At 31.2% G+C, this 13,954-nt stretch carries 11 protein-coding genes; 5 read left to right on the top strand and 6 right to left on the bottom strand.

Translation table 11 applies throughout. From position 1 onward, the window contains the following. Window positions 1-69: 69 nt before the first annotated feature. The 4 genes from NMK29_RS17035 (at window position 70) to NMK29_RS17050 (ending at window position 4,679) form a co-directional block, all read left to right on the top strand. Complete coding sequence (locus NMK29_RS17035) at window positions 70-1,713, top strand: DEAD/DEAH box helicase (protein ID WP_108802075.1); 1,644 nt, start codon at window positions 70-72, stop codon at window positions 1,711-1,713. Between the two features lie 67 nt (window positions 1,714-1,780). Further along, the gene (locus tag NMK29_RS17040) at window positions 1,781-2,734 is read left to right on the top strand and encodes a S9 family peptidase (RefSeq protein WP_108802076.1); all 954 of its coding nucleotides are present in this window, start codon (window positions 1,781-1,783) and stop codon (window positions 2,732-2,734) included. 117 nt (window positions 2,735-2,851) lie between these two features. Then, entirely contained in the window at window positions 2,852-4,126 is a 1,275-nt protein-coding gene (locus NMK29_RS17045) for an amidohydrolase family protein (protein WP_108802077.1), read from the top strand. A gap of 46 nt (window positions 4,127-4,172) precedes the next feature. Then, complete coding sequence (locus NMK29_RS17050) at window positions 4,173-4,679, top strand: TlpA disulfide reductase family protein (protein ID WP_159092097.1); 507 nt, start codon at window positions 4,173-4,175, stop codon at window positions 4,677-4,679. A gap of 23 nt (window positions 4,680-4,702) precedes the next feature. On the opposite strand, the gene NMK29_RS17055 is transcribed toward NMK29_RS17050, so the two are convergent. After that, on the bottom strand, window positions 4,703-5,851 hold the full coding sequence (locus tag NMK29_RS17055; RefSeq protein ID WP_159092098.1) for a gliding motility-associated C-terminal domain-containing protein: 1,149 nt from the start codon (window positions 5,849-5,851) through the stop codon (window positions 4,703-4,705). Between the two features lie 275 nt (window positions 5,852-6,126). Here NMK29_RS17055 and NMK29_RS17060 point away from each other — a divergent pair, with 275 nt between their 5' ends. Further along, on the top strand, window positions 6,127-6,651 hold the full coding sequence (locus tag NMK29_RS17060; protein ID WP_108802080.1) for a hypothetical protein: 525 nt from the start codon (window positions 6,127-6,129) through the stop codon (window positions 6,649-6,651). A gap of 52 nt (window positions 6,652-6,703) precedes the next feature. Here the strand turns inward: NMK29_RS17060 and NMK29_RS17065 are convergent, their stop codons facing one another. The 5 genes from NMK29_RS17065 to NMK29_RS17085 all read right to left on the bottom strand — a co-directional run bounded on the left by NMK29_RS17065 (window position 6,704) and on the right by NMK29_RS17085 (window position 13,925). After that, window positions 6,704-7,687, bottom strand: coding sequence for an Ig-like domain-containing protein (locus NMK29_RS17065; protein WP_108802081.1), 984 nt, complete (start codon window positions 7,685-7,687; stop codon window positions 6,704-6,706). Window positions 7,688-7,763: 76 nt separating this feature from the next. Beyond that, window positions 7,764-8,645, bottom strand: coding sequence for an ACP S-malonyltransferase (gene fabD / locus NMK29_RS17070; RefSeq protein WP_108802082.1), 882 nt, complete (start codon window positions 8,643-8,645; stop codon window positions 7,764-7,766). A gap of 79 nt (window positions 8,646-8,724) precedes the next feature. Then, window positions 8,725-9,480 carry a LytTR family DNA-binding domain-containing protein gene (locus tag NMK29_RS17075; protein WP_108802083.1) on the bottom strand — a complete coding sequence of 252 codons (756 nt, stop codon included), beginning with the start codon at window positions 9,478-9,480 and terminating at the stop codon, window positions 8,725-8,727. After that, window positions 9,464-11,341: a tetratricopeptide repeat protein gene (locus NMK29_RS17080; protein ID WP_159092099.1), complete on the bottom strand. Its 1,878-nt coding sequence runs from the start codon at window positions 11,339-11,341 to the stop codon at window positions 9,464-9,466. Before NMK29_RS17080 ends, NMK29_RS17075 begins: the two co-directional genes overlap by 17 nt. Before the next feature lie 232 nt (window positions 11,342-11,573). Beyond that, complete coding sequence (locus NMK29_RS17085; protein WP_108802085.1) at window positions 11,574-13,925, bottom strand: T9SS type A sorting domain-containing protein; 2,352 nt, start codon at window positions 13,923-13,925, stop codon at window positions 11,574-11,576. Window positions 13,926-13,954: the final 29 nt, after the last annotated feature.

Here is a 13,954-nt window from a genome sequence, read left to right on the forward strand (position 1 = left end):
ATTGGTACGAAAGAAATTCCTTTTTCGAAATTCATTAAATATATAAAAGAGAACAATCGTTTCTTTCCAATGGATGATGGAACGATTTTCATTATTCCATTGGAATGGATGACTCGTTATAAAAAATTGGCAAATTTCGGAAAAGTAAAAGAAGATAGCATCCTTGTTAACAAAGGGAATTACACACTACTTAAAGAAATCGTTGACCCAGAAGAACTAGAAATAAAAGATACAATTGATTTAAAATATCAATCATCTTCTAAACTAAAAGCTACATTAAGACCATATCAAGAAGAAGGCGTAAAGTGGTTAGTAAAACACCAAGGAAATCATCTGGGAGCTTGTCTTGCTGATGATATGGGACTTGGAAAAACACTACAGACTATAGCAACTCTTGTTTTTTCAAAAGAACAACTAAAAACAGAACAATCAACTCCAAAAACCGTTCGACTAGATCTATTTAGTGATCCCCTAGAAATAAAAACTTATTTAAAAGCTCTAATTGTTTTACCATCTTCTCTTGTTTTTAATTGGGCGCAGGAAATACTAAAATTTGCTCCGCACCTTACTATTACAAAGTATATCGGAAGTGATCGAAAAAAAATAGCTCCTTATTTAGAAACCTACGATATTATATTAACTACCTATACTACTTTAGCTAAGGATATTTCCATTTTACAAAAAACGATATTCGCCTATTTAATAACAGACGAAAGCCAACAGATTAAAAACAAAGAATCTAAAATCTTCAAAGCGATTAATAGTATAAACGCAACGCACAAACTTTCATTAAGTGGTACTCCAATAGAAAATTCATTGTCTGATCTTTGGTCTCAAATGGAATTTATCAATCCGGGAATGTTAGGAAGCTTTCCATTTTTTAAAGATCATTTTAAAATTCCGATTGAAAAACATCAGAATGAAGAACGGATTGAGGAGTTAAAAACACTCATAGAACCTTTTATTCTAAGAAGGACCAAAGAACAAGTAGCTAAAGATCTCCCTAAATTATCTGAGCAGATTATCTATACTGAAATGCTTAATGAACAAGAAAAAGCATATGAATCTCAAAAATCTGCTGCCCGTAATTTATTATTAGGTATCGATACAATTTCTACTAATAAAATTCATATTATAAACACCCTAACAAAACTAAGACAACTAGCCAATCACCCTAAATTACTAGATTCTAAAACAGAAGATTCTTCCGGTAAATTTAAAGATGTTACCTCTTATTTAGACACCTTAGTTAGATCTAATAAAAAAGTATTAATATTTAGTTCTTTTGTATCCCACTTAGAGGTATATCAAACTTGGTGTAGAGCACAAAACATATCCTTTGTTAGCCTTACCGGCCAAACAAAAAACGCTGATAGAGAAAAAACAGTTAATGAATTTCAGGAAAATGATGCAATCTCTTTATTCTTTATCTCGCTAAAAGCGGGTGGAGTTGGTCTTAATCTTACTAAAGCCTCATATGTAGTTTTATTAGATCCTTGGTGGAATCCTTTTATTGAAAAACAAGCTATTGCTCGTGCTCATCGAATTGGACAAGAGCACAATGTTATGGTGTCTCGTTTTATAACTAAAAATACTATCGAAGAAAAAATCCTTCAATTACAAGAGAGAAAACAGCATCTTTCTGACGAAATAATAGCTATCGATACAATCCCAGATTATATAGAAAATGATCTCGTAGAATTATTAAAATAATATTTAAGCTATTAAAGCATTATGCAATATTAATTTGGTTTAACTGTCCTTAAGAAAAAGTAAAAAAATGAAACGGTATTTTCTAGTTCTCTTAGTTATTGTAAATCTTTACTCATGTTCATCTCAAGAATCAATAATTCTAGAGCAAAAGAAAGTTGATTGGCAACTTTACCCTAAGGTATTTACAGATTCTTCTAAAACTAAATTTAAAGATAGATTTCGTTATTCAGAAAACGTAGACATGTTCGAAATCACTTATTTAAGTGATGGGCTAAAAATTCAGTCTTTTGCTTCAGTTCCGAAAGGAGATAAGAAATATCCAGTTATTATCTATAACAGAGGAGGAAATAGAGATTTTGGTAATTTAAATGTATTGTGGGCATCCATTAGGTTTTCAAAACTAGCAAGTGAAGGTTATATTGTAATTGGTTGTAATTATAGAGGATCTGGTAAAAGTGAAGGGATGGAAGAATTTGGAGGGAGTGATATAAATGATGTCTTAAATTTATCTAAAGTAATTAAAGAGCTACCAAAGGCAGACACAACTCGTATTGGCATGTATGGTTGGAGTCGAGGCGGAATGATGACATATATTGCTCTTACCAAAATGAACAATATAAAAGCAGCTGTTACCGGAGGCGCAAAGTCTGATCTAAGAACAATTGATAGACCTAATATGGAAAAAGGTGTTTATGCTGAGTTAATTCCTAATTATCATCAAAACAAAGAAGCTGAACTAGAAAAAAGATCAGCAATAGTATGGGCAGATAAATTCTCTACTGAAGTTCCTATTTTATTATTACACGGTAATGCAGATTGGAGAGTAAAATCAACCAATTCCTTAAAACTAGCTTTAGAATTTGAAAAACATCGAATACCCTATAGATTAAAAATCTATGAAGGAGCAGATCACGGTATCAGTCAATTTAAAGAAGAAAGAGATCAAGATGTACTTGATTGGTTTAATAAATATCTAAAAGGAAATACAGCATTACCTAATATGAAATTTCACGGTAAGTAGTCATTATTACAAGCCTTTATTTCTAAAAGAAATCATAATCTATTGATCAATTAGATTAATTTATTTTAAATTGTTCACTTGATAATATACACAAACAACTTCACAATTTATTAGCTTATGAAATTCTTTTACACTTTACTTTTTGTTTTAATAAGTATTACAATTACTGCCCAAGACACATATCTGCATTGCGGAAAATTAATTGACACCAAAACTGGAAAAATTCTCCCTGAAAGAACCATTGTTGTTTCTGGAAACAAAATAAGCAAGGTAGAGATCGGTTATACCGAAGGAGAGAGTAATGATATCATTATTGATCTTAAAAACAAAACCGTTATGCCAGGGCTTATCGATATGCATGTACATATGGAGAGTGAATCCAATCCAAAAGCTTATTTAGAGCGTTACACCCATAATGATGCAGATGTTGCCTACAACTCTGTAAGATTTGCCGAGGTTACTTTGTTAGCAGGATTTACTACAGTAAGAGATCTTGGAGGAAGCGGTGTAAACATCTCTTTAAAAAAAGCGATTGCTAAGGAAAAAATAATAGGTCCACGAATTTTTACAGCTGGAAAAATCATTTCTAGTACTGGAGGGCACGGAGATCCCACTAATGGAAGTAAAAAATCTATTATAGGAGATCCAGGGCCTAAAGATGGTGTTGTAAACGGCGTAGAAGATGCTAAAAAAGCTGTAAGACAACGTTACAAAAACGGAGCAGATCTTATTAAAATAACTGCCACAGGAGGTGTACTAAGTGTTGCTAAAAGTGGTTCTAACCCTCAATTTAAACTAGAAGAAATAAAAGCAATTTGCGAAACCGCTAAAGATTATGGATTTCATGTTGCGGCTCATGCACACGGTGATGAAGGTATGCAGCGAGCTTTGAATGGTGGAGTAACAACCATAGAACATGGAACTCTAATGAGTACTAAAACCATGGATCTTATGAAAAAAAAGAAAGCCTATTTAGTCCCTACGATTACTGCTGGTAAAGAAGTAACCGAAAAAGCAACAATTGACGGGTATTATCCAGCTATTATTGTTCCTAAAGCGTTAGAGATAGGTCCCAAAATTCAAGATACATTTAAAAAAGCTTATAAACGAGGAGTACGAATTGCATTTGGTACCGACGCAGGAGTTTTTAAACACGGGCAAAATGGAAAAGAATTTGGATATATGGTTGAAGCTGGAATGCCAGCAATAACTGCTATACAATGTGCAACCATAGTTAATGCAAAAGTATTAAATATGAGCAAAGAACTAGGACAAATAGCTCCAGATTTTATTGCAGATATAGTGGCAGTAGACGAAGACCCTAGGGATGACATCAAAACTATGGAAAATGTAGTTTTCGTTATGAAAAATGGTAAAATCTATAAGCAATAGTTTTTTACAACCATAGACTATTAAAAAAGATATATCTCAAATAAAAGTGAAAAAAATATCACAGTACATTATTCTAGGAATTATTGTCTTATTTGGGATATTCTATTTGTATACAAAATTTTCGGCAGCGAAAAAAGGAGATTTAGCTCCAGATTTTGAAACGACTCTTATTGATGGCACTCCATTTAAATTATCAAATCTACAAGGAAAATATGTACTGCTGGATTTTTGGGGTTCTTGGTGCGGTCCCTGTCTTAAAGAAAGTCCTGAACTGGTCGCACTCTATAAAAAACATGATAACCAACTTACTATAGTTACGGTTGCTCTTGAAAAGAATCTAAAGTCTTGGAAAAAAGTGGCTGATAAATTTGGGTATACATGGAAGAACCAAATTGTAAATCAAAACCGTTTTGTTTTGCTATCAGATATTGCAAGAAAATATGGTGTTTCAGAAATTCCGGCTAAATTTTTAATCTCTCCAGAAGGGGAACTTATGGGAACTTATACATTTAAACAAATTGATGATTTATTATCAAACTCCATTAACAATTAGTGCAACTATTTTTAATTCCTTATCTATCTATTAATATAAAAATATCCAGCTCTATCTTTCGTTCCTGTTATGTTCAATACATAATAATATGTTCCTTCAGGTAATTCAGATTTTTGAGAAACTGTAGCTCTTCCTTCAGAAATACCTGCAAAGTTTTGATTTTCGTGATATGCTTTCTTCTGAAAAACTAATACTCCCCATCGATTATATATAAATAATTCGTTATCAGGAAAATTTGATAATCCTTGAATCTTAAACGTATCATTCATTCCATCTCCATTAGGTGATACAGCTGTAAAAATTTCTAAATCTCCATCTAATAATCTATTTGATGATCCAAAAGTTAATATCTCATAATCATCCGGGATAATTGCTTTAGAAGAAATTTCACCTTCGTTTACATTCCCGATTACTGAAGTATTACCTAAGTTAACCCACTTACGAAGTTCTTTACTCCAACCTACTACTCTTAAGTCATTAAGATCTCCAACCAATGTTGGTATATTACTATTACTATCCCATGTTAAAGTAACTCTAGTTTCATTACTACCATCTAAATCCCAAAATTCAAAAATGCTAACACCAAATAATAACTCTTCATACATTTCAGTATTAAAACTATCAGAAAAAAAATTCGGTGTGTTAGGGTTTTCAAAAAAGTACGCAGCCCTAGAGCCGTTACCAGCAGCTTCATTCTCTATTTTTATAGGTCTTAATCTAAAATCATCACCTACAGGAAAAGAAAAATCTAAGTTTCCATTTAAGGTAGCATACCCATCGACATATCTATCATCATGTTCTCCTAAATAGGGAGCATCATTTATATAGTCTAATGAAACACTTTTCTCATCCCTATCAGTTATTACTCTACCATCTACAAATTCCTGAAAGTTAGTAACTCCTACGCCGATTTCTAAAACCAGATCATCTTTAACATCGATTTCTAAATCATAAAATACTGGTTTGTTATTTCCAGATACTGTTAAACCATTATCGTTATAAAATCCAGCTTTACCTACATTATTATCAAACTCTCCATTATTGATAACATTTATATGAAAACCTATCTGACCAGTTGAATGAATCTGAACATTTCCGAAATTATGAAAAGCCTCTTGAGCAAATCCTGAAAAGCTAATTAAAGTGATTATTATGCTTCTTAAATACGACATTTTATTTTGGGTTTTTGTATTTGCTGTCGTAAATATAATTTGAGAAAATCCATAAAAATCCACCAACCAGATAGGATGACATTTTATACCTGTGAATGGAAAAATACATCCGTTAAGTTGTTATTTGCTCGTTGAAATGGAATAAGTGTCGGTCAATGGAAGTTATTAATCGATGAATAGAACTTGAAGTAAAAAAGTATTATTTTAAATTAGCTGAATAGAATTTCTGAGAAAGAAAAGTTATCACTCTAATATGTTTTTTAAATCAATAATACATGAATTATAATATTATCAATTTCGCGATTATATTTCTTTCGTTTATAAAATTAATATCAGCACAAGAATCAAAACCTGACCTTAGCATTTTCGAAAATCTCATAAATAAAGAATGGAAAGCTAATGGTACTTGGGGAGATGGTACTATGTTTAAGCAAGAAACAATATTTAAATTTGAGCTTAACCAAACAATTGTGATCGCAAAATCAAAAGGATTTACGGATAAAAAACAAACTAAATATGGTTTGCGTAATCATGGAATCAGAAAATTTGATCAAGAAACCAATACCATCAAATTCTGGGAATTCGATATCTTTGGAGGTGTTACTGAAGGAACTGTTATACCCGATGGGAAAAACATTTTATATCAATACCATTATGGGAATTCATTGGTAACTGATATGTGGGAATATGTCGATAATAACACGTATAATTTTAAAGTTGGAAATTATTTAAATGGTAAATGGGAACAAATATATCTTGAGACTCAATTCAAAGCAGAAAGATCTAATAGCAACAAGTAAAACTCTATAACAAAAACAATACTCTCTTTTATTTTAAACTAAAGAAAAGAACTTAATTTCCTCTTACTCGATACGTTATATTACGATTGGTAATAACAGTTACTCTTAAGACATTTAAAGTTACCTGGGCAGTATCACACAATTTGCTAGTATCGGTTGTACTTATGGAACACAATGATGGATTTACATTACCTGCATTATCCATAAATCGACCAATTGTAACATTTCCCGCTAACGATATATCTAATGGAGAATTATCTGGTGCTATCTCTGTTCTTGTTTCTACACCGTTACGCCTATAAATAATGTCACCTGTAACTTCATCATATTCTACCATATAATCATTGTAATTAGATCCAAAACCTCCCAAATTAAGAGTATAGGCTGTTGAAATACCAGTAACACTATTTACAACATTAACTCTAACTCCTATCTCATTAGCTGTAATATGATATATTCTAAAGTTCCCTCCACTGATAATATCAGCTGTACCTTCATTATCTCTATAAGTAAATTCTATTCTAAAACTTCTAAAACCAAAAATACCTGCAGTGTTAGGAACAACTATATCTAAACCAGCTGATCCTCCAGTAGATCCCGATGGTATTCTTATACCACATCCAGATTGAACAGCATTTGGATTAATGGAAGTTCCATTAGGACCTACTGTAGCATCTGTTAATGCTGCAGTATTAAAGTCAAATTGAGAAACTAGATCATCTATCCCACTATCGCATACTTGATACTCAAACATGTCGATTCCTATAAAATTTACATTTGGTGTATAAACAAAACTACTATCCGTATTTAAAACCAATGTTCCATTTGTTGGGTTTGTTATTGGATTAGGACTTACTCTAAGAGGTAATGATTCTGGATCAGTGTCATTAATTAAAACTCCTTCAGATGCATTTACAGAAATTATATTATTGGTAATTCCGTTGTACTCATCATCGACAGCCACTGGAGGCAAATTTTGAGATCTAGTTACTATACAGAAAAAAAATACAATAATGGAAATTATGTATCTAAGCATTTAATACTAAATTGGGACTATTGCAATATACACAAAAATCCAATCAAACTTCAGGGAAGACCCAATGTTTTAAAAATCAAATGCTTGCCGAGATTGTTTCCATAGATCTATCTACTTTTTTCACTAATCCTGATAGTACTTTTCCTGGACCAACTTCTGTAAACGATGTTGCTCCATCTTTCATCATATTCTGCACACTTTGTGTCCATTTTACAGGAGCAGTTAACTGAGCGATTAAATTCTTTTTGATTTCCTCAGGATCAGTTACCGCAGTTGTAGTTACATTTTGATATATTGGACAGTTTGGTGTATTAAAAGTTGTTTCTTCTATTGCCGCTGCTAACTCTTCTCTAGCAGGTTCCATTAAAGGAGAATGAAAAGCGCCTCCAACTGGCAATACTAAAGCTCTACGAGCTCCTTTTTCTTTCATAAGTTCACAAGCTTTTTCTATAGCTTCCACTTCTCCAGAAATAACTAACTGACCAGGACAATTATAATTTGCAGCCACAACAACACCATCAATTTCTTTACATCCTTTTTCTACTACCTCATCATCTAACCCTAAAACGGCAGCCATTGTAGAAGGTTTTAATTCACAAGCGCTTTGCATCGCTAATGCTCTCTTAGAAACTAATATAAGCGCATCTTCAAAATTTAATGTTCCGTTAGCCACTAAAGCAGAAAACTCACCAAGAGAATGACCCGCTACCATATCTGGTTTAAAACTATCTCCTAATACTTTACTTAAAATTACTGAATGTAAAAATATCGCTGGCTGAGTAACTTTTGTTTCCTTTAACTCATCAGCTGTACCTTCAAACATGATTTTAGTTATTTCAAAACCTAAAATATCATTGGCTTTATGAAAAAGTTCTTTTGCAATTTCTGAATTCTCATATAAGTCCAGTCCCATTCCTGAAAATTGAGCCCCTTGACCTGGAAAAACATATGCGTTCATGTACTGTGTCTTTTAAAATTTTAACAAAAGTAAGTATAAATACCAAGAGTAATTAACTTAAAAAATGTTTTTAAATAGCCTACTTGATTTTAAAACTTCTAAAGAAATCTACTTTCCTAGTTTTAGAAATAGATAACTTTTTTCCATCATCCATTACAACAAAACCTCCATCAGACTTACTAATACGAGTGATATGATCTTTATTGATTAAGCTAGAGTTGTGTATCCTTAAAAAACCAAAATTCTCCAACAGATATTCATAATATTTTAAATTCTGCGAAGCCACAATATGTTTATTATTGTTTAGTGTCAATTGAGTATAACTTCCATCTGCTAAGCAATATAAAATCGAACTTATGGAAACAATCTCATAACCATCAAAGGTGGGAATAGATATTTTATTAAACTTATCTTTTTCTAACTTAAGTTGCTCTATCAGTTCTTTTGCATTATTAGCAAAATATCTTCTCTCCAAGCCTTCTAAAAGTCTATTGATAGCTTTTTTAAAGTCATCAATATCGATAGGCTTTAAAAGATAATCTAATGCCATATACTTAAAAGCTTCTAGCGCATGATTATGTGCAGACATGAAAATTATTTCAAAATCAATTCTTGTAAACTTTTCTAAAAACTCGAAAATACTTCTAGTACCAATCTGAATGTCCAAAAATGCTACGTCAATTGTATATGATTTCAAAAGGGTCTGGGCCTCTTCGAACGTTTGTGCAGTGCCTACAATTTCAATTTGCGGATAGAATGTTATTAATAAAGATTGTAAATTTTCTATACCGTTTAATTCGTCATCTACTATTATTGCATTAATTATTTTTGTCATACATATTCTTTAATGGTAGAATTAATATACTCCTAGTTCCTTTTACCTCGTTATTTTTATCAAAGAGATCTTCAAAATAATATCTAGCATCCTTATATCCTGATTTTACCAGTATGTCTATTCGTTGTTTTGTATTAATCGAAGTAATTCCGATAAAACCTTTTGGTTTAGACATTTTAATTTTTTGAGCTTCTTTTCTTCCAATTCCATTATCTTGAACAATAATTTTTAAGTTACTATTAAATGGTTCTATTGTTAAAGAAACATGGCCTCCATCTGGTTTATTACTAATACCATGAATTATTGAATTTTCTATGATAGGTTGTAAAATCATTGCAGGAATATAGGGATTCTGTTCTTCGATATTAGAATCTACCTTTAATGTAAAATCTAGTTTATTTCTGAATCGAATTTTTTCTAAATCTACGTATACTTTAATAAGGTCTAATTCTTTTTGCAACCTGATAAACGAATCATTCGAATTATCCAGAATTAATCTAATTGATTGAGAGAACTTACTTAGGTAATTATATGCACTAAATTTATCTGACTTTAATATCGAATTTTGCACTCCATTTATAGTATTAAAAATAAAATGAGGATTCATTTGTGATCTCAATGCGAATAATTTCATCGTAGAAATCTGCTTCTGCTTTTCTGCAAGATACACTCTATTGCGATATACATACACCACAATCATTCCTATAATTGCTATTAAAACAATACTTACTATCCAAATGATTCTTTCTATATCAGATTCAAATTCTTTTTTATCTTCTGCTTTCTCTTTTGATAAAGAAGCATAAGCAACATCCTTTTGTTCAATTACTTTTGACGATTCAATTTTTGATATTTGTTCAGAGAAATTCTTATCCAATAATTTAGACTCTAGTGAATTAAACTTTTCATAATACAAAAGTGCTTCCTGATAGTTTTCGGTTTTTTTATGATATCTACATAAATCTTTATAAGCATCAATAATCGCCGTCTTTATTTCATATTCTTCTGCAATTGACAAAGCTTTATTAAGATTATATTCTGCTTTTTTATAAGCTCCAATATCAAGATACACATTGCCTAAAGTACGATAGGTTTGTCCTACTCTACTATCAAACAATTTATCTGGTTTAATTGCTAAAGATTTTTTGGCATAGACAAGACTAGAATCATACGCTTTTACTTTATAATAGTTAAATGCTAGATTGTTATAACATGTCCGTCTTTGATTATAATACGTCAGATTATCGTCTAGAATTTCACTTAATATCTTTTTATACAATACAATTGCATTTTCAAAATTTTCTAATTGAGTTTCTATTACTGCTAAATTTATATAACTAGTAATTTCTCTATCTTTTTCACCCAATAATATTGCGACTTCTAATGCCTCGGAGAATATATCTACTGATCTATCATTTTTATTTAGCTTAGAGTATAAAATTCCCAATCTATTTAATGATTTATGTTTTTCTACAGAAGGTTCTTCATCTTTAAAAAAGTAATATGCTTCCATTAGATTGCTCAATGATTCTTTGTAATCACTTTTTCTTTGAAATAATAACCCAATGTCTGATTGAATATCTGCAATTAAAAAATAATCCTTCTCATCATTTGCAATACGTTTAGCTCTATTAAAATAATTATACGCTAAATCCGTATCTTCTGAATACATATAAATGACACCTAATCGTTTTAGACTACGCGCATATAAACCATAATCCTTATGTTCTAAGGATAATTTCTTAGAAATTTCTGCATATTGTAAGGAAGTATCCATATCTACATCCTTGTAATACAAACTAAGATGATAAGATGCTCTAGCCTGTTCAACATCTTCACAAATGGTATAAATAGTTAACAAACTATCTTTTATCCCAACGTTTTTCTTAGTTTGGGTTTGCGATACTGTTACTAAAGTAAAAAGTAAAAAAAACCAACATATATTTTTATTATACAATTTCAACGTGATAGCTTAAGTTTTTCATCCATAACTGTATTTTTTTTGAATACTACTTTAAAATAGATAAAGCAGATAATTTTAATAATTACCTGCTTGGTTAACTGTATTTTGATTAAATCTATTGCGAATGATTTTATTCTTTATAAATTTTAATAGTTTTTTGGTCTCCACTAATCTTAGAATATATACTTATCAAATACATCCCTTTAGGAAGATCTTCTATAGCAAAAGTCGATTTGACATCATCGGTTTTGGACTGAAATGACTTAAGAATTTTCCCCTCTAGGTTTATAACCTTAATAGAAAGTGATTCATTTTTTATATTATCTATAAAAAATGAATTCGATATCGGGTTAGGATATATTTCTAAGGCCTCCATTGTTGTCTCTCCATTTCGGTTTTGACCACAAGGAAGGTTTCCAAAATCAAAATTCCCATTACAATATAACCATTCTGAAGAACCACATCCTGTTCTGCTAGAATAATCTTCTGTTTGATACAAAGTATTACAGATTTTAATCCAATCGATATAAGCATTTAAATCACAAGAACTATTATTATCATTTACAAAAGCTATTTTAATATTTTGACCTTCTTTATAATTGGCATAACGATACACTTCGATATCATTAGTTAAAGTAAACTGAGCTACCGATTCATTGTTCAAAAGTATTTCTATTTGCTCGCCAGAGCAATTTCCTTTTGCTCCTACTTCTAAAACTTGAGTGACAGTATTTCCTGAAACACAATCAATATTTGGCTTATTCAGGTTACCTAATCGATTGTTCCAATCTCCTCCAACCGAAGTTATATATACCTGAAACTGATATTTATCTATTCCTAAAGGAGTGTTTTCTGGTATAAAAATCGGAATATCAATAGTTCCTAAGCCTTCCGAAACTCTAATCCTGTTAGTTTTATAAACAGTATAGGGGCTAGAATCTAATTGAAAAACAATGGATATATCTCTATTCTCTTTTGCTTCATATGATACTGTAATATTCATTTCCTGTCCAACGACGACTTCAGCAGGAACTAATGTAGAAACAATGATATCATCAAATGTATTTACTACTCCTTGAAACTCCTTAGCTCCTATATCAATTGATCCTCCTATAATAGTTCCAAATCCGACATTAACACCTCTATCGATAGCGGGACTATTAGATTGAAGGTTCATATCCTGAACTGGAAAATTATTATTCTTTGTAGGAGTAAATAATTTTGCAGAAGCTCCATTGATATCAAACGGGTTCGATGTAGTTGCCAGTAGATTTGTTTGTGATTCACTTAATGGCTGAATATTTTTTAATTTTGGATTTGCAATAAAATCATTAGAACTTATCGGTTCTGGATTACCCACTTTGTTCCAATGTATATTTTGATCATAGGTTATATTTTCGTCCTGATATCGAGATATTGTAGTTTTTGAATCATTAGAATTATATAAAATATTATTCTTTACACGAGCATTCTTAACTCTTCCTATCGATAATTGAGAATCTCCAACAGCAATCGGATATGCAGGATTAGATATGCGTGTACTTTGCGCATTATCAAACAAAGTATTGTTGTATACATCAACATTATCGCTTGAAAACACATTAATTCCTTGCCCTCCATTACCATAACAAATATTCCCTATCAATAGTGTTCTACTATTGTATGGAACTCCGTTTTCTTTTTGATCTTGGATGTGATCATCCACAATAATTCCATTACCATCCGTAATTCTATTACCTCCGCCAAGAAAACCTCTAAGATTCACATTATATCTAGAAACATTATTTTTATATATAATTCTATGATTTGGATATTCTGGAAAGCTACTAACATCTAAATTTGCTGGTTGATATGACGAAATTCCGCTATTTCCATTCTGACTTCGAAACGCACAATGTTCTACCAAATTCCCTTCTATTAAAACGACTTCTGATCCACCAATAGCAATTCCATTTCCGGGAAAATCGTGTACATAATTATTACGAATAATAATATGATGCGAGCCGTTATCTATTCCAATAGCTCTTCGTGCCCTCCAAAGCTCCAAACCAAAAGAAGGATTATCTATCATTCCTTTCACATCTTGATTAGCAGGAACAAACTCTAAGTTTTCTATAATTACATAGGAAGACCCTAACATATCAATTCCTTTTACTGAAGCTGAAACTATTGTAGGTAATTTTCCTTGTGCATCAGGTACTCCAGAAAAAGTTATGTACTTTCCTTCGGATCCAGATATAGACATAAATATTTCGCTCCATGGACTATCATTTCCACCTGTATATATTCCTGATAGAATTCTTACAGTATCACCTTCATTTACAGAATTTACTGCTTTCTGAATTGATTTAAAAGCTACATTTTGATCTAGTCCTGAGTTATTGTCATTCCCGTTTTGAGAACTCACATAATATGTTGTTTGTGCACTTGTAAAAAACGTAAGCAAGACACAAAACATTATCATTATATTTATTTTTTTCATTACATGAAGTATTGTAAACAATTGATATT

It is taken from the genome of Aquimarina sp. Aq107 (genome assembly GCF_943733665.1).
Classification (GTDB): Bacteria; Bacteroidota; Bacteroidia; order Flavobacteriales; family Flavobacteriaceae; genus Aquimarina.